This window comes from Flavobacterium psychrophilum DSM 3660 = ATCC 49418 (assembly GCF_002217405.1).
Classification (GTDB): domain Bacteria; phylum Bacteroidota; class Bacteroidia; order Flavobacteriales; family Flavobacteriaceae; genus Flavobacterium; species Flavobacterium psychrophilum.
Window position 1 is genome coordinate 107953 of the sequence record NZ_MUHE01000010.1, and the last position, 18042, is coordinate 125994.

An 18042-nucleotide genomic window follows, 5' to 3' on the forward strand; every position below is an offset into this window, starting at 1 on the left:
TTTTTTTATTTTCTAAAAATTATAAAGGCTAAAGTTCAGAAGGCTAATATTTATAAAGCTTTTTCTTGTTTTATTGGCTTAATTCTTTTATTTACAGTGTTTTATGTTAGGTTTTTTTTCCAGTTCGCTCTTTCAGGCTCGGGTGAAGTAGAAAACCTTTTTGAGGTTGCAAAAGCCTCAAAAAAAACACTTTACTTATTATAGGTGCTTAGTGAACTTCATTTGTAACGGAAAGCCTGCCTCCTTGTAGTAACGACTAAATGTCTTGTAAGGGCTGTTAGTAGTAGTGCTTATTAATCACAAAAAAATATTTTATAATTTCGTTAGTCGTTTTTATTTTCAGTTTTATTAACTTTCCGAGTAACTTGATAATTTTTTTATACACTTCTAATTTGATCAATTTGTCATTTCAATTTTGATTATTGCAGTTTGCATAATTTGTTACTTTAATGTTATTGTGATAATAGATTAAAGTTAAAATTTCTTGTCCTTTTTTTCGTATTACCACTAACTTAGTATTTTATCCCATATTTTCGCTTTCACCATTTTCGTTTTGTTTTTGTTTTGGGTCTTTGTCAGTTTTCTTTTTATTGAAACGGTATGTAAATGATATTGTGATTTGTCTTTTTCTGTTTTGCATTTCGCTATAGGAATTTACTGTTGGCAATTGTAAATCTTGTATTCTTTTTCTAGAATTAAAAATATCGTTTACATTGATGGAGATGGTTCCCATATCTTTTAGTATGTCTTTGCTAAATCCCATATTTACTGCCGCAACGCCATTCATCGTTCCTTGTCTATATTTTTGTGGTGCAGTATAGGTGGCATTTGTTTGCCAATCTATTTTGTACGGTAAACTTATTTTTGATGTTATTCTGGTAAACCATGTGTTTGTGTTAAAATCGAAATTTTGTACTTTTAGCGTGTTTTGGCTATTTGTGTAGGTGTAATTTCCTGTAGTTTTATTATTAAAAAAGTTGAAATTTCCGTTTAGTTTAAACCATTTTTTGAAGTTATAGTTTAGTGTAAATTCAAAACCAGTTTTATCTTCGATAGCTAAATTGAAAGGAGTGTTTATGATTACTGGAACTCCGTTTATTTGGTCACCACGTTCTTTTCGTACTATTTGAAATGAGTTTGTTGTATGGTTAAAATATGCCGATGTGCTTAAGGTTACTTTATCCCATTTGTGTAAATAACCTATATCGTATGCGTCGCTCAATGCCGGATTAATATCTGGGTTTCCTTGAAATAGGTTAATATTACTGGTGTAAGATGCAAATGGGTTTATAAAACGATCTCTTGGTCTGGTAATGCGTTTGCTATAATTTAAGGATATGCTACTGTTTTCAGATAATTGGTAGGTTAGGAAAGCACTTGGAAAGAAATTATTGTATTTTTTTGGTTTATAAATATTTGAGGTCAATTGGTTTACTTCGATATGTGAATCTTCGTAGCGCATACCAAATAAATAAGAAAATTTACCAATTTTCGAACCAAATTGTGTGTACAAAGCATTTACGTTTTCTTTGTAGGCTAATGTATTTGTAAATGCTATAATATTTGTAAACGGACTATTTGGTGTTGTTCTTTCTTGTACTAGATAATCAGCAAGTAAATTAACATAATTGCCTCTAAAACCAGCTTCTATTTGGGTGTTTTTTCCAATAGGTAGGACGTAATCTGCTTGTAGTAGATTTCTGGTTTGGGTATTTGTTTTTTTAGTTTTTTCTGAAGAAACGAAAGTGTTAGTTTCTAGTATTGTACCTTCAATGTCTGAAAACTCGTTTTCTTTCTCTTTCGAAAAAGCACCATCAATACTTAATTTATGCCCGTCTTTTTTAAATTTTGTAATTAAGTTTGTGGTATATTCTACATTTTGGTTATCAGCAATTAGGTCATTAAATCTTTGTCCTGTATTGGTAAATGATTTGTTTTGGTTATAATTATAATATAATACATTTTCTTTGTTTCCGCCATCATTATTTCGGTAGCTTAATGTGTTTGTCCATGAAGTATTTTTGCTCAAATAGAGTTCGATACCAAAATTTATGTTGGCTCCTTGCCCAAACTTTTTGCTATCGCGTCTTTCTTCTAGATAGGATTTTAGGCTTCCGCTGGGGTTTAAATTCTCTTGGTCTATTTTTGTGGTTCCTGGGTTTTTACGTTTGTTATATCCTATGGTAGTAAAGAAATTAAACAACTCACTTTTTAGGTTAATATTTGCTGAAGCGCTTGAGTTTTCTGGTTCTCCTGCAGAGACAATAAGTGTTCCGTTAACTCCTTGGTTTTTTCCTTTTTTTAAGATAATATTTATAATTCCGCCACCACCTTCGGCATCATAACGAGCAGATGGATTGGTAACAACTTCTACCTTGTCTATGGCATCGGCGGGAATAAGTCGCAAAGCGTCATTTACATTAATTGCGCTCGATGGTTTTCCGTCTATTAATATTCTTACGTTTTCATTACCCCTTAGGCTTACAGCTCCTTCGGCACTTATGGCTACTGATGGCACATTGTCAAGCACATCACTAACTGTTCCGCCTCGTACTAAGATATCTTTTCCAACATTATATACTTTTTTGTCGAGTTTGATATCGATAGTAGTTTTTTCGCCACGAATTTCGACAGCATCTAATTTTTGGGCATCATCTTCAAGAGAAATTTGTCCTAAATTAGTATTAAATTTTAATAATTTTTCTTTTATTTCGATAGTTTTAAAAGAAATAAATTCGAATTTTAGGTCATAAATACTAGGATTTATTTCGATAGAAAAATTTCCTTTATTGTCTGTAATTCCACCAAAAAGGGCTTGTGTCGTATTTGGTTTTTTTAAGGTAATTGTAGCATATTCTAAGGGTAAAGAAGTTGCTTTTTCGATAATTTTACCCGTAATAGTAATTTTTTTACTTTCGGTTTTTAATTGTGCAAAGAGTGTCGAAATACTTAATAATAGTATAGATGCAAATGCCTTTTTTGTAGAAATCATAATTTGTATTTATCGATTACAAAAATAATAGGTAAATGATTGGTTTTTTGCCAAAGTATTGTTAAAAGGAACATGCGTAAAGTCTTATAAGTGAAAAGTTTAATCTTAATTTACAATTTAATACACTCGATATTATGACTTTAAACTTTAAACTAAATTAAAGTATTTCCTTAATCCTCTCAGTAGGTCTTGCAATTACGGCTTTATCACCATTTACAACAATAGGTCTTTCGATGAGTTTCGGATTGTCTATCATGGCTTGAATGATTTGGTCGTTAGATAAGTTTTTATTTTTATAATCTGATAACCAGATAGTTTCTTTTTTTCGAACCAATTCTATAGGTGTCATATTTAGCTTTCGTAGCAACTCTTTTAGTTGGTCTTTTGTAGGAATATTTTCAAGATAATTAATTATTTGAAAATCTTCTTTTGTGTTTTCTAAAAAGCAAACCCCTTCTCTAGATTTAGAACAACGGGAATTATGGTATATAGTAATCATTTTTTTTTGTTATATTTGAAATATTAAATTTTGTTTGAGAAAACAAAATTACTCAAATGTATATAAAATAATTAAAATAATGACATTTTTATTACGTGCTTTTAAATCAGAAAACTATTTTTGGAAATACATTGTAGGATCAATACTTATAATTATAGCATCAACACTTGGTCAGTTACCGCTAATGGGGTTTGTAATGGCAAAATTAATATCGGAAGGAAAAGGTTTTTATCATATTAACGAAACTGATTTGATGACTGTTTTAGATAAAAATTTTACATTGTTCTTGTTGCTATTTTCTTTTCTTGTAGCACTTTATGCTATTTATTTAGTACTAAAATTTTTACACAAACAAAGCTTATTAGATATTATTACCTGTAGAAAAAAAATAGATTGGAAAAGAATATTTTTTGCATTTAGTATATGGGGAATTTTTCAAATAATTACTACTATAATAAGTTATTATACTGCTCCCGAAGATTTTGTTTTAAATTTTAAACCTCTTCAATTTGCAATTTTAGCAGTCATTGCCATTGTCATGATTCCTATTCAGACCAGTGTCGAAGAGCTTATTTTTAGAGGTTATCTTATGCAAGGATTCGGATTGTTAGCTAAAAACCGATGGTTTCCGCTCCTAATGACTTCGCTAATTTTTGGATTATTGCATCTTGGTAATCCAGAAGTAGCAAAAATGGGTTACATCACGATGGTTTATTATATCAGCACGGGATTATTTTTAGGAATTTTGGTACTTATGGATGACGGACTCGAACTGTCTTTGGGTTTTCATGCGGCCAATAATTTATTTACAGCTTTATTAGTAACCTCAGATTGGACAGCTTTTCAAACTTATTCGATTCTAAAAGAGGTATCGAAGCCAGAGGTAGGTTTAGAAATCGTTTTTCCAGTATTTATTGTTTTTCCAATATTATTATTTGTCTTTGCAAAAAAATACAACTGGACAAACTGGAAAGAAAAATTAACTGGAAAATTAGCAGTAATTCCAGAACAAATAAATATAAAAAATGATTAAGCCAACCCACAAAAACATTCATAATAAGTTTAAGCTTAACGGTTTTCATTTTACCAAAGAAGAACTTTGTATTGCCGCCTTTAGCTATATAAAAGAAGGTTTAGCACACGAAAAACCATTGGGTTCTTTTATTCTAGATTGGTTTGATGAGAAAACTTATCTAGAAATTATGACTTCTGGAACAACCGGAATACCAAAAATAATTAGAATCGAGAAGCAAGCCATGATCAATTCGGCATTAGCGACAGGCGATTTTTTCGAATTAAAATCAGGCGATAAAGCCTTAAACTGTTTACCTGTAAAATATATTGCTGGCAAAATGATGTTTGTGCGTGCTCTTATTTTAGGGCTAGATTTAGATTTTGTTGCCCCAAGTTCGGCACCAATGGTTGGAAATAAAAATAATTACGATTTTGTCGCCATGGTTCCGCTACAAGTCGAAAACTCATTAATGCAACTACATCAAATTAAAACATTAATTATTGGTGGTGCAAAAATAAATATCGATTTAGAAAAAAAACTAATTCAATCTAAATGTAACGCCTTCGAAACTTATAGCATGACCGAAACCGTTACGCACATTGCAGCCAAAAGAGTAGGAGAGAAGGCCTTTTTGGTTTTGCCTAATATTTCTATTTGGCAAGATAATAGGAATTGTTTGGTTATTTCTGCCCCCAATTTAAGTAAAAAAAACATAGTTACAAATGATATTGTCGAATTAGTTTCTGAGCATCAATTTATTTGGTTAGGACGAGAAGATAATGTTATAAATAGTGGCGGTATAAAATTATTTCCTGAACAAATAGAAGCAAAACTTTTGGGGAAAATTACCAATAGATTTTTTGTTGCAGGTATTGCTAGCGAAGAATTTGGCGAACAATTGCTACTTTTCATCGAAGGGAATCCATACGAAATAGAGCCTTCAATCTTTAATGATTTAGATAAATTTGAAAAACCAAAACAAATAAAATTTATTCCTTCTTTTGCCGAAACCGAAACTGGAAAAATTAAAAGAAATGAAGTCGTGGCTTCATTTTTATGAATTAATAAAAAACAACTACAGTATATGAAAATCTATTCGATTCAAGAAATAAACGAAATCCTAAAAGGCGAAATTTTAGGAAATACCACATATAAGATTACAGCTCCAGAACAACTAGAATTAGCAAAAGAAACGCAAATTTCATTTATTGGACACAAGAAATATGAAAAATTTTGGCAAACCTCAAAAGCATGCGCAGCGATTGTAAACGAAGATATTTCGATAGCACCTGGAGAAAATAGGGTTTTTATAAAAGTAAAAAACGCAGATTTAGCCATGTCGCAAGTTTTAGCACTTTTTGCGCCACCAGCATCAGTATTTAGAACAAATATTCATGCAACAGCAATTATAGATACCACAGCAATTATTGGCGAAGACACAAAAATTGGTGCAGGAAGTTACATTGGTCTAGATGTAAAAATTGGTAAAAATGTGATTATATATCCTAATGTAACTATTCTAGACGAATGCACTATTGGCGATAATACGATTATTTGGTCAGGAGTAGTTATTAGAGAAAGATGTCATATAGGCAGCGATTGTATTCTTCACCCTAACGCAACTATAGGGGCAGATGGTTTTGGTTTCCGTCCAGACCCAGAAAAAGGACTAGTTAAAATCCCACAGATAGGCAATGTTATTATAGGAAATAATGTAGAAATTGGTGCCAATTCTTGTGTAGATAGAGGGAAGTTTAGCTCGACCATTTTAGGTGATGGTTGCAAAATAGATAATTTAGTACAAATAGCTCATAATTGCACCTTAGGAAAATATTGTATTATGGCAGGAAATTCAGGACTTGCAGGTTCTGTAACTTTAGGAAATGGCGTAATTATAGGAGGCAGCGTTTCTGTAAAAGACCACTTAACATTGGGCGATGGTGCAATGGTTGGTGCTGGTTCTGGAGTGGCTAGCGATGTTGCTGCAGGAAAAGTAGTTTTAGGTTATCCAGCAGCAGATGCGAGAGATACTTTAAAACAATGGGCATTTTTAAAAAAATTAGTAAAAGATTCAAAATAATAGAAGCCCCTTTGCAGAGTAGCTCCAATAAAAATAAAAATCAGGTGAATAATCCCAACTCAAAAAGTAGTAATAAATAAAATTAAGTCATTTAATTTTGATCATTAGCAACTCATACGAACAGACAACAGATAAAAACAAATTTTTGCAGATTTAAAACAATTTAGAAGATAATTTTGTTTATTTCTGTAAAAATTCGTTTTTAATTGGTGTTAAAACAACAGATTTTTATAATTTTCGTATTCGTATTAAATTATATTTTGTACAAAATGATTACAATATTGCTTAATCATTTCTCTAGTTTTTCTAAATTCATTTTTAATTTCAATTTCGGTTCCAGTAGCTTTTGCAGGATCAGGAAAATTGTAATGTAATTTTACAGCTTTGGTAGGAAAAAACGGACAACGTTCTTTAGCATTATCACAAACGGTAATTACATAATCGAAAGAAATATCAAAATATTCATCTATATTATTAGAGGTATGATGCGAAATATTAATATCTTCTTCTTGCATTATTTCGATAGCTTTTGGGTTTAAACCATGAGTTTCTACGCCTGCAGAATATATTTTAACTTTTTTATCATCGGTAAAATGGTCTAAATAACCATGTGCAATTTGGCTTCGGCAACTATTTCCTGTACAAAGGACTAAAATATTTATCATATTATTTTTTATTAAAACTACAAAAAATAAAATTTTGTATGGTACTAAACGGTGTCTTGTGGTCTTCTGTAAAACAATTTATTTTCTCGAAATGCTCTTCAAATATAGCATTCATTTTATTTTCAGAATATTGCATAATATCTAAACCGCTACATTTTTTTGGTCCATTTTCTGAAAAAGTACCAATAACTAATTTCCCTTTTTTTGCAATCGATTGAGATACAATTTGGGCATATTTTCGAATCTGATCTTCTGCTGTTAAAAAATGAAAAGAAGCCCTGTCATGCCAAAAATCGAAAAGAATTTCTGAATGAAAATCTAAAATATCTGAAACTATAAAAGTAACGTTTTTAGACTTTTCGCCCAATCGTTCCTGAATTCGTTCTATAGCTTTGGCGGAAATATCTAATAAGTACAAATTTGTAAAACCTAAATCTAATAAAGCATCAATAAAATGACTATCGCCTGCGCCAATATCGATGATTTTTGCGTTTCTTTGTAGATTAAATTCCTTAACAAAATTTAGAGAAGTTTCTGGTTTTTCTTGAAACCAGCTTACTTCTGTTTCTGTTTTTGTTGTAAAAACATTTTCCCAATGTGCTTTTTTATTTTCCATTTATAAAAACAACCAAATTAAATTAATGACACTAAATTTTGGGTCAAAACCCCAAATTAATTGTAAAACTGTGATCGATGCAGTTATTATAATAAGTTTGTTATATTTTATAATAAATGATTTCATACTTAACAACAATTTGAGTTTGGCGCACAACACTGATTAGTGTTTTCTTGTAATTCGCTTGGTTTTAGTTTTGTTTTTTCTGTAGGAATTCCGCAATTGTCTTTTGCTAAACAATCGGTTTTTGTGTTGGTTAAAAGGAATTGATTGTTAATATATTCTAATCCAAATTTACCAACTGTTTCTTGTTGAAATTCGATTTCAATTTCTAAATCTTCACCTTCAAACATTCCAGAAGTCGCATTAATTATTGATAGTACTTTTTTAGGTTCTAAGCGATGCTTAAAATCTATCGATGACCATAATTGTAGCGTCGCTTTTTTAGATATTCTGAAGGTATTCCCGCAATCTGTAAATTTTTTTGTAATCATTCCAATTTCGGTAATGTGAAAATGGGAAGGTACTTTTTGACCGTTTTGCAGCACAAATTCTAATTGTGTTGCGTTTTCTAGCTGATTTTTAAATTCTGATAGTTTCATTTTTGGTTGATTAAATTATTAGACGACTGAGCTCTTTAGGCTTGTTAATTTTTTAATTAAAAATTAGCAACATTTAGCTTTTAATTTTTTAGTAATATTAAAAAAATAATTTTCAAATTTCTTTAAGGTTTCGGTATTAATGCAATAGCAAATAGCTGTTCCTTCGATACTTCCTTGAATAATTTTTGCGTTTTTAAGTTCCTTTAAATGTTGCGAAACAGTAGGCTGGGCGAGTGGTAGCACATTTACAATATCGCCACAAATACAAGTATTTACAGAGAGTAAATATTCTATTATTGCTACTCTTGCAGGATGCGAAAGGGCTTTAAAAAGTGTTGCTAATTCGTTTTGATCTTCTGAAAAAGATTCTGATTTAGATGCGCCCATAATTTTATTATATTAATATATTGCAATATTACGATATTGTAATGTTAATTGCAAAATATTATGCAATTAATTCCATTGGGTGTAATTCATTTTTTTTTATGTTTTAACCCCATAGAAGCATAGTTTTTATGAATTTAATTAAAAATGTTTCACTTTATTATAGTAAAATATCGCTTTTGAATCAAAAAATGGTCTATCAAACTCTTATTCCTATGTCTTTATGTGGTTTTGTTTTTTTATTTTCTTTAAAAATTTAAGTTTCATTAATTGCGCCCAACGGGTTATAATTAAGAAAAAAAAACAGTGTTTATAAGGTTTGTGAAATTCGCAATTCATAATTCACAATTCATAATTATTTTTACTACTTTTGAAACTCATTAAAAATATCAAAAATGGCATCAGTAACATTGGGCGGAAACGCTATAAACACATCAGGAAATTTACCAGAAATTGGTACAAACGCGCCTGATTTTAAATTAGTAAAAAGTGATTTATCAGTAGTTTCATTAGCTGATTATAAAGGAAGTAGAGTAGTATTAAATATTTTTCCAAGTGTAGATACTGGGACTTGTGCGGCATCAGTAAGAACATTTAACGCAAAAGCTAGCGGGTTAGAAAACACAAAGGTATTATGTATTTCTCGTGATTTGCCTTTTGCTCAGAAACGTTTTTGTGGCGCTGAAGGATTAGAAAATGTTGAAAACCTATCAGATTTTAAAGACGGAAGCTTCGGAAAAAATTATGGTCTTGAAATTACAGATTCGGTACTTGCAGGTTTGCATTCTAGAGTTGTAATGGTTCTTGACGAAAATGGTATTGTAAAATATAGCGAGCAAGTTCCAGAAATTGCAGATGAGCCAAATTACGAAAATGCTTTAGCTGTATTATAACTATGAGTGAGAAATTTGAGAAAGATAACACTTTTGTTACAGGTCGTTTCAAAAGTATAGGATTTGCAGTAAAAGGCGTAATAAAGCTAATAACTACTGAGCATAGTGTTATGGTGCAATCATCTATTGCTATAATACTCATTTTTGCTGGTTTTTATTTTCAAATTTCTAGAACAGATTGGATGTTTCAAATTCTAGCTTTCGGGCTAGTTTTGGGTATTGAAGGGCTAAATACTGCAGTCGAAAAAATTGCAGATTTTGTGCATCCAGATTATCACGAACGTATTGGTTTTATAAAAGATATTGCTGCTGGATCAGTTTTTTTTGCAGCCATGACTGCAATTGCAATTGGCTTAATGATTTATTTACCTATATTTTTATAAGCGCGAATATAACGGTCCGTTTTATTTCAAGTGTTTTAAACAAAAAAAAACACCACGTATTACGCAAATTAACACAAATTCTCTATTTGTGAGTCTTAAAAAAATCGTATTAATTTGTGTAATGTGTGGTTAAAAAAACAAATGATATAGTAACGGATAGGAATGAAAACTAAAATACTGTAAAACCTACTCATGGCAAAAGCGAAAAAAGAAATAAATCCTACAGAACCTGAAGAAACTAATTTGCTAAGTCGTTTTAGCACTTCTCGCCAACAAAAAATCACCATTGGTGTGTTATTAGTGTTATTTGCCATTGCTCTTGGCCTATCATTTATATCTTATTTTGTAAATGGAAAATACGACCAAAGCGAATTGGGTAGTTTTACTTCTAGAAACCCTGATATTCAAAATTGGTTAGGAAAATTTGGCGCTTTTATGTCAGATTTCTTTATATATAAAGGTTTCGGAGTAGCATCATTTTTATTTATTAGATTGTTATTTATAACAGGGTCTTATTTAGTTTTAGACTTAGCAGTAGGAAAACTAAAACGAACATGGTTTTGGGATATCTTTGTTATCATTATTTTATCTATATTATTTGGCTTTTTTGGCAATTTTTTGCCAGAATTAGGCGGGGTTATTGGTTACGAAATGAATTTGTTTTCGCAAGATTACATAGGGAAATCAGGAACATTACTGGCACTTGTTTTCGGAATAGTTATTTATTTAATTTTCAAAATAAAAATTTCGCCAGACAAAGTTAAAGGTTTCTTTGAAAAAACTAAAAATGATATTAAAGAAGAATTAAAACCAATAAAAAGCACAAATTCAACTTATAATTTAGAAGAATTTGCTACCGATGAAGAAATAGAATTACCTACAAAGAAAAACGAATTTCAATCTGAAGAAGAAGAATTAGGAGAAATTACTTTGCGGTCAGTTTCCCAATTCGAAATTAATAAAGAAAGTTTGAAACCAACAATTTCTAATTCTTCCGAATTAATTTTAGAACCAACAATAAAAGAAGAAATTTTAACAGATAATAATAACAAAGCAAACGAAAATGAGTTTGTAATACAAAAAGTTGAAGAAGAAGATATTGTAGAAGAAAATTTGGCCTCAAGATTAGTGGCAGATTTTGGAGAATTTGATCCCACATTAGATTTATCTAATTTTAAATTCCCAGGAATCGATTTGCTAAAAGATTATTCATCAGGCGGTATTACCATCAATCAAGGAGAGTTAGAAGAAAATAAAAATAAAATTGTAGAAACTTTACGCAATTACAAAATAGAAATTGCACAAATTAAAGCAACCGTTGGACCATCGGTTACGCTATACGAAATTGTACCAGAAGCTGGAATTAGAATTTCTAAAATAAAGAGTTTAGAAGATGATATTGCCTTGTCGCTTTCGGCATTAGGAATTCGTATCATTGCGCCAATTCCAGGAAAAGGCACTATTGGGATAGAGGTTCCAAACAAGAATCCGAGTATGGTTTCTATGAAATCTGTCATTGGCTCAGCTAAGTTTCAAGATGCAGAAATGGAACTGCCAATTGCGTTAGGAAAAACAATTTCTAACGAAACTTTTGTTGTCGATTTAGCAAAAATGCCACATTTATTAATGGCTGGAGCAACAGGACAAGGAAAATCGGTAGGGTTAAATGCTGTTTTAACCTCACTTTTGTACAAAAAACATCCAGCAGAAGTTAAGTTTGTTTTGGTAGATCCGAAGAAAGTAGAACTAACACTTTTTAATAAAATAGAGCGTCATTATTTAGCTAAACTACCAGATACTGACGAAGCTATTATTACTGATAATGCAAAAGTAGTAGCAACGTTAAATTCACTTTGCGTAGAAATGGACAACCGTTATTCTTTGCTAAAAGATGCCATGGTGCGTAATATTAAAGAATATAACGAAAAATTTAAGCAACGAAAACTAAATCCAGAAGCAGGACATCGTTTTTTACCCTATATAGTATTGGTAGTTGATGAGTTTGCCGATCTGATTATGACAGCAGGAAAAGAAGTAGAATTACCCATTGCTCGTTTGGCACAACTAGCTCGTGCTATTGGAATTCACTTAATAATTGCTACACAAAGACCATCGGTAAACGTAATTACAGGTATGATTAAAGCCAATTTTCCTGCCAGAATTGCATTTAGAGTTACCTCAAAAATAGATTCTAGAACCATTTTAGATTCTGGAGGAGCAGACCAATTAATAGGTCGTGGAGATATGCTTTTTAGCAATGGAAACGATTTGGTTCGTGTGCAATGTGCGTTTGTAGATACGCCAGAAGTAGAAAAAATCACAGAATTTATTGGTTCTCAAAAAGCCTATGCCACAGCTTATTTGCTCCCAGAATTTGTAGGGGAAGATGGTGGCATACAACTTGATATAGACATATCCGAAAGAGATTCGTTATTTAGAGATGCTGCCGAAGTAATTGTAACCGCCCAACAGGGGTCTGCTTCCTTAATTCAGCGAAAGCTAAAATTAGGGTACAACCGTGCAGGAAGATTAATAGATCAGTTGGAAGCTGCGGGAATAGTTGGCCCATTTGAAGGCAGTAAAGCACGTGGTGTAAATATCCCAGATTTGGTGGCTTTAGAGCAATTTTTTAATAATGAAAAAAATAATAATTAATTTTATGAAGAAAATAATAAGTTTATTACTAATAGTTTTTAGTTTTTCTGTACAAGCTCAAGACGCAGTAAAAGCAAAAGCATTGCTTGATAAAGTATCGGAAAAAGTAAAAAGTTACAAAAATATTCAAATAGATTTTAAATATTCTTTGCAAAATTTTAAGGAGAATGTTAATCAAGAAAGTAAAGGAAATGTTACTTTAAGCGGAAATCAATATGTATTAAATTTTATGGGTGTTACAAAACTTTGCGATGGAAAAAAATTATACTCAATAGTTCCAGAAGACGAAGAAATAGCGGTTTCAAATATTGGCGGAAGCGCAGAAGATCATGATACACCAGCAAAAATGCTAACTTTTTTTAGTAAAGGTTTTAAATATGCTTGGGATATTGTGCAAAATGTAAAAGGAAAAAAAATTCAGTATGTAAAACTAACCCCTATAAGTTCTAAAGACGAACGCAAGCAAATTTTAGTTGGGGTCGATGTTGCAACAAGCCAGATATATAAAACAATATCTGTAGCTAAAAATGGAACAGAAATAACTTTGACTGTTAATTCTTTCAAAACCAACCAAACATTGCCAAAAAATCAGTTTACTTTTGTGCAAAGTAAATATCCTAAGTATTACATTAATAAATTGGACTAAATTGAATGAAAATCCTTGATAAATATCTTCTAAAAACCTATTTAACTTCATTTTTTGGAGTATTTATAATTTTAATTTTTATATTCATTCTTCAAACTGTTTGGTTGTTTATTTCGGAACTAGCAGGAAAAGATTTAGATTTAATTTTAATTCTAAAATTTCTCCTTTTCAAAATGCCAGGTTTAATACCCTTAGTATTGCCATTATCGGTACTTTTATCTGCAATAATGACTTTTGGTGATATGGCCGAAAATTATGAATTTGCAGCAATGAAATCTGCAGGAATTTCTTTTCAAAGAACAATGAAAGGATTAACATTTTTTATATTTCTATTAAGTGTAGGTGCGTTTTTTTTTGCAAACAATGTGATTCCTTATGCAGAATTTAAGTTTAATAATTTTCGTAAAAATATAGCACAAGTAAAGCCAGCTATGGCAATTGCAGAGGGTCAGTTTAGTACAATAGGCAATATAAATATTAAGGTAAATAAGAAATCAGGAACCAATGGTGAGTTTTTAGAAGGAGTTACAATACATAAAAAATCTGATCTTGGTGAAGGAGCGAAAACAGTTATAAAATCTAAAAGTGGGCAGTTAATAAGTAGCGAAGAATCTAGTTTGCTCCAACTGGTATTGATAGATGGTTATTATTATGAGGATATTACGCCAAAAAGCTATGAAGATCGTCAAAAAATGCCTTTTGCAAAAGTAAATTTTAAAAGATATACCATCAATATCGACTTGTCTAAATTGAATAAAGTAGATGGGGCCGAAGAGAATATTACAAATGCATGCTATATGCTTAATTTGGTAGAACTTAAATATACCGTAGATTCTTTGAGTACAAGTTATAATAAAGAATTAGTATCTGTTGCAGATAATGTTTACCAGCGTATAGGTTTTAATTCAAACCTTCAACCAGATTCATTAAGACCTAAAAAACCAAAAACAATAGGATTGCTTAGCTTTTTATCTAGATCTGAAAAAGTAAAAATATTAGAAATCGCATCTAGTGATGCCATGAGTGCAAAACAAAATTTCGAGATAAATAATTTTTCATTAGATTATAAGAAAAAAGATATTAATAGCTTTTGGATATCTATTTATGAAAAATTTGTAATAGCCTTCGCTTGCATATTAATGTTTTTTATAGGAGCACCATTGGGTGCTATTATTAGAAAAGGAGGATTGGGGTTGCCAATAGTATTTGCAATGCTAATATTTATAACTTTTCACTTTTTAAATACTTTTGGAAAAAAAGTAGCCCAAGAATCAGGAATGGCACCGTTTCTTGGTGCCTGGATTTCATTCTTTTTATTAGTGCCATTAGCCATATTCTTAACACGAAAAGCAATAAACGATACTGGAGGTATAAGCTTTGATGTAATTACAGAGCCAATTAAAAAAATATTTATCAAACTCACACAACGCAACAAACAACAAAATAATGACTGCAAATAATAAAATTATATTAAATACAATTGAAGAAGCAATAGAAGACATTCGTCAGGGAAAAATTATTATTGTTGTAGATGATGAAGACCGAGAAAACGAAGGAGATTTTCTGGCAGCAGCCGAAAAAGTAACGCCAGAGATGATTAATTTTATGGCTACACATGGTCGCGGACTAATTTGCGCACCACTCACAGAAAGTCGCTGTAAGGAATTAGAATTAAGACCCATGGTGTCTAATAATACAGATCACATGGAGACAGCTTTTACTGTTTCTATCGATTTGAAAGGCAATGGTGTAACAACAGGAATATCTGCATCTGACAGGGCAAAAACAATATTATCGCTAGTAGATTCCAGAACAAAACCTCATGAATTGGCACGTCCGGGACATATATTCCCATTAGTAGCCAAGCAAGGAGGTGTTTTGCGAAGAACCGGTCATACGGAGGCAGCTATCGATTTTGCAAGACTAGCAGGATTTAAATCGGCAGGAGTAATTGTCGAAATTATGAATGAAGACGGTACAATGGCTCGTTTGTCCGAGTTATATGAAGTTGCTAAAAAGTTCGATTTAAAATTGGTTTCAATTGAAGATTTAGTAGCTTACAGGATGCAACATGATAGTTTGATTGTTAAAAAAGAAGATTTTGACATAGAAACTCGTTTTGGATCATTCAGACTTCGTGCTTATGAGCAAACAACAAATAAACAAATACATATTGCCTTAACAAAAGGAACTTGGAATTTGGGAGATGCTGTTTTAACGCGAATTAATTCATCGCAAGTAAATAATGATTTATTAGGGACATTAACAAATAATGCAGACAAGCAGTTAGATGATATGTTTAAAGTTATTAATGAAGAGGGTAGAGGCGCTGTAATATTTATTAATCAAGATATGCAATCTGTAAGTTTATTAAATAGAATCCATGAGCTTAGGTCTTTACAATCTATAGGAGAAATGAAAGCACCAAAAATAGTTATAGATAGTAAAGATTTTGGAATTGGAGCACAAATTTTACATGATATAGATATTTCTAAAATCAGATTAGTTTCTAATACAGAAGTTGGAAAGCGAGTTGGTATGATAGGATATGGACTTGATATTGTTGAATATGTAAATTATTAATAATTATTTTAAAATCTAATTTAAAGAAAATGAGTTAGTTAAAAAATAATTTTAATTTTTATTCAAAAAAGTTTTGCATAAACAAAAAAGGTTCTTATATTTGCACTCGCAATCAGGTAATGAAAGCGATGTACTGGAGAAATGGCAGAGCGGTCGAATGCGGCAGTCTTGAAAACTGTTGACTGTAACAGGTCCGGGGGTTCGAATCCCTCTTTCTCCGCCAGTAGAAATACAAATGGTTACAAAACCCACTAAATTCAACGATTTAGTGGGTTTTTTCGTTTTTAGGAGTATCAAATTATTCATTTAATCTCAAAGTTTTGGTGTCTTTCGAGGTGTCACTAAATTACAAAAATTTAAGTGACACCTCTCACAGAGGACCACCAGTACAACTAAGGTGTTCAACAACATATTCAAAATATGTACATCTTGTTTGTAATTATTAGAAAGTTTAAATTTAATAATAACTAAAAGGTTACCACCTATGAACACTACTGTATCAGTTCTCTTTTACATCAAGAGATCAAAAACCAACAATGAGGGCGTCTGCCCAATTTACGTAAGAGTAACAGTCCAAGCGAAACGATTTGAATTTAGCAGCAACAAATTCATTAATCCAGAGAAATGGTCGGGAGAAGGTTCTAAAGTCAAGGGAACAAATGAGGAAGCTAGAACAATAAATAGTCACCTTGATTATTTAAAAAATCAAATTTTGGAATCGGAGAAAAGATTATTCAAAAAAGATATTATTATTAATTCTGAAAACTTGAAGAATGAATTATTGGGAGTAAATGAAACAAAAAGAATGCTAATCCCAATCTTCCAAGACCACAATAACAAAATCAAAGAACTGGTTGGCAAAGAATATGCACCAGGAACATTAGAACGTTATAAAACTTCATTGAAACACACTATTGAATTCTTGGAATGGAAATATAAAGCTTCAGATATTGAAATCACTAAGATAGACCACGCTTTTGTAACAGACTATGAATTCTTTTTGCGTAGCGTGAGAAATTGCGCCAATAACACAGCCGTAAAATACATCAAGAATTTCAACAAAATAATCAAGATTTGCATAGCCAATCATTGGATAGAAAGAAATCCATTTGCAAACTATAAATCAAAAGTCAAAGAAGTAGAAAGAGTCTATTTATCCGAAGACGAAATCCAAAATATTATCAATAAAGATTTCAAAACAGAACGATTATCACTAGTTCGGGATATCTTCCTTTTTAGCTGCTTTACAGGTTTAGCATACATTGATGTCAAAAACCTAACAAAGTCGCATATAAGTCTTGGTATTGACGGAGAGAAATGGATATTCACCCACCGTCAGAAAACCGAATCGGTTTCAAAAATTCCAATCCTTCCAATAACACAAATGATTATTGATAAATACGAGGACCATCCGGAATGCAACAATCAAAACAAACTACTTCCAATTTTGAGTAATCAAAAAATGAATGCCTATCTAAAAGAAATTGCGGGTGTTTGCGGCATCAAAAAAGAATTAACCTTCCACATCGCCCGACACACTTTTGCGACGACTGTAACCCTTACAAATGGTGTCCCAATAGAAAGCGTCAGTAAAATGTTGGGACATAAAAACATAAGAACCACACAACACTATGCTAAGATATTAGATAAAAAAGTGAGTGAAGATATGGTATTATTAAAATCAAAGTTGAGTAATTTTAAGTGTCATAATGTCTCGAATGGAACGGATTAAAGTGCTTTCAAATATCCAAATGCTTCGTCCTGAAAACTATACAGATTAAGCAAGAGTTTTATGCAACTAAATAATAAAGATATAATTTATCTGCCAATGGCAATTTATACTTGATAATCCAATGCCTACTTTTGGCATTTCCTTTTCGCTATAGAAGTCCTGAATCTTTCAAAAAATCTATGTTTTTGTCAATGGCAAAGCCATTTAAGCTAATAATTGTTTCAAGTTCTCGTTTGGAAATTTTATTGTTTTTGTGAATGTTTTTTAGTATTTCAATTCTGTTTTCAGAAAGTTTAT

Annotated in this window: 16 protein-coding genes and 1 tRNA gene; 11 read left to right on the forward strand and 6 right to left on the reverse strand. The window is 31.3% G+C overall.

What is annotated here, in order from left to right; translation table 11 throughout:
* Window positions 1–520: 520 nt before the first annotated feature.
* Together B0A57_RS03080 and arsC are read right to left on the reverse strand one after the other, a co-directional pair.
* Window positions 521–2992 (reverse strand): outer membrane beta-barrel family protein, encoded by a 2472-nt coding sequence (locus B0A57_RS03080; RefSeq protein WP_034098352.1) that lies wholly within the window; start codon window positions 2990–2992, stop codon window positions 521–523.
* Between the two features lie 157 nt (window positions 2993–3149).
* Window positions 3150–3491 carry an arsenate reductase (glutaredoxin) gene (arsC, locus tag B0A57_RS03085; RefSeq protein ID WP_034098350.1) on the reverse strand — a complete coding sequence of 114 codons (342 nt, stop codon included), beginning with the start codon at window positions 3489–3491 and terminating at the stop codon, window positions 3150–3152.
* Window positions 3492–3570: 79 nt separating this feature from the next.
* Here arsC and B0A57_RS03090 point away from each other — a divergent pair, with 79 nt between their 5' ends.
* From B0A57_RS03090 to lpxD, 3 genes are read left to right on the forward strand one after another with little or no spacing between them, the layout of a single operon-like run.
* The gene (locus B0A57_RS03090; protein WP_034098395.1) at window positions 3571–4524 is read left to right on the forward strand and encodes a CPBP family intramembrane glutamic endopeptidase; all 954 of its coding nucleotides are present in this window, start codon (window positions 3571–3573) and stop codon (window positions 4522–4524) included.
* Window positions 4517–5566 carry an AMP-binding protein gene (locus tag B0A57_RS03095; RefSeq protein WP_011963713.1) on the forward strand — a complete coding sequence of 350 codons (1050 nt, stop codon included), beginning with the start codon at window positions 4517–4519 and terminating at the stop codon, window positions 5564–5566. Before B0A57_RS03090 ends, B0A57_RS03095 begins: the two co-directional genes overlap by 8 nt.
* 24 nt (window positions 5567–5590) lie before the next feature.
* Entirely contained in the window at window positions 5591–6586 is a 996-nt protein-coding gene (lpxD, locus tag B0A57_RS03100) for a UDP-3-O-(3-hydroxymyristoyl)glucosamine N-acyltransferase (RefSeq protein WP_011963712.1), read from the forward strand.
* A gap of 248 nt (window positions 6587–6834) precedes the next feature.
* Here the strand turns inward: lpxD and B0A57_RS03105 are convergent, their stop codons facing one another.
* The 4 genes from B0A57_RS03105 to B0A57_RS03120 form a co-directional block, all read right to left on the reverse strand.
* The gene (locus B0A57_RS03105) at window positions 6835–7251 is read right to left on the reverse strand and encodes an arsenate reductase ArsC (RefSeq protein ID WP_034098348.1); all 417 of its coding nucleotides are present in this window, start codon (window positions 7249–7251) and stop codon (window positions 6835–6837) included.
* 1 nt (window position 7252) lies between these two features.
* Entirely contained in the window at window positions 7253–7867 is a 615-nt protein-coding gene (locus tag B0A57_RS03110) for a class I SAM-dependent methyltransferase (RefSeq protein ID WP_034098346.1), read from the reverse strand.
* 128 nt (window positions 7868–7995) lie between these two features.
* The gene (locus B0A57_RS03115; protein WP_011963708.1) at window positions 7996–8469 is read right to left on the reverse strand and encodes a DUF6428 family protein; all 474 of its coding nucleotides are present in this window, start codon (window positions 8467–8469) and stop codon (window positions 7996–7998) included.
* 63 nt (window positions 8470–8532) lie between these two features.
* Window positions 8533–8856 (reverse strand): ArsR/SmtB family transcription factor, encoded by a 324-nt coding sequence (locus B0A57_RS03120; RefSeq protein WP_011963707.1) that lies wholly within the window; start codon window positions 8854–8856, stop codon window positions 8533–8535.
* A gap of 392 nt (window positions 8857–9248) precedes the next feature.
* On the opposite strand from B0A57_RS03120, the gene tpx reads away from it, so the two are divergent.
* From tpx to B0A57_RS03160, 8 genes are all read left to right on the forward strand, one after another.
* Window positions 9249–9746, forward strand: a complete 498-nt coding sequence (gene tpx, locus B0A57_RS03125; protein WP_034098344.1) for a thiol peroxidase — start codon at window positions 9249–9251, stop codon at window positions 9744–9746.
* Window positions 9747–9748: 2 nt separating this feature from the next.
* On the forward strand, window positions 9749–10129 hold the full coding sequence (locus tag B0A57_RS03130) for a diacylglycerol kinase family protein (protein ID WP_011963705.1): 381 nt from the start codon (window positions 9749–9751) through the stop codon (window positions 10127–10129).
* Window positions 10130–10321: 192 nt separating this feature from the next.
* On the forward strand, window positions 10322–12784 hold the full coding sequence (locus B0A57_RS03135) for a DNA translocase FtsK (protein WP_034098341.1): 2463 nt from the start codon (window positions 10322–10324) through the stop codon (window positions 12782–12784).
* Between the two features lie 4 nt (window positions 12785–12788).
* Window positions 12789–13430, forward strand: coding sequence for a LolA family protein (locus B0A57_RS03140; RefSeq protein ID WP_011963703.1), 642 nt, complete (start codon window positions 12789–12791; stop codon window positions 13428–13430).
* A 5-nt stretch (window positions 13431–13435) separates the two neighbouring features.
* The gene (locus B0A57_RS03145; protein WP_034098337.1) at window positions 13436–14890 is read left to right on the forward strand and encodes an LptF/LptG family permease; all 1455 of its coding nucleotides are present in this window, start codon (window positions 13436–13438) and stop codon (window positions 14888–14890) included.
* On the forward strand, window positions 14877–16013 hold the full coding sequence (gene ribB / locus B0A57_RS03150) for a 3,4-dihydroxy-2-butanone-4-phosphate synthase (RefSeq protein WP_011963701.1): 1137 nt from the start codon (window positions 14877–14879) through the stop codon (window positions 16011–16013). The genes B0A57_RS03145 and ribB overlap by 14 nt, the downstream gene beginning before the upstream one ends.
* A 135-nt stretch (window positions 16014–16148) precedes the next feature.
* A tRNA-Ser gene (locus tag B0A57_RS03155) sits at window positions 16149–16236 on the forward strand.
* Window positions 16237–16497: 261 nt separating this feature from the next.
* Window positions 16498–17745, forward strand: coding sequence for a site-specific integrase (locus tag B0A57_RS03160; protein WP_038466889.1), 1248 nt, complete (start codon window positions 16498–16500; stop codon window positions 17743–17745).
* The last annotated feature ends 297 nt before the right edge of the window (window positions 17746–18042 follow it).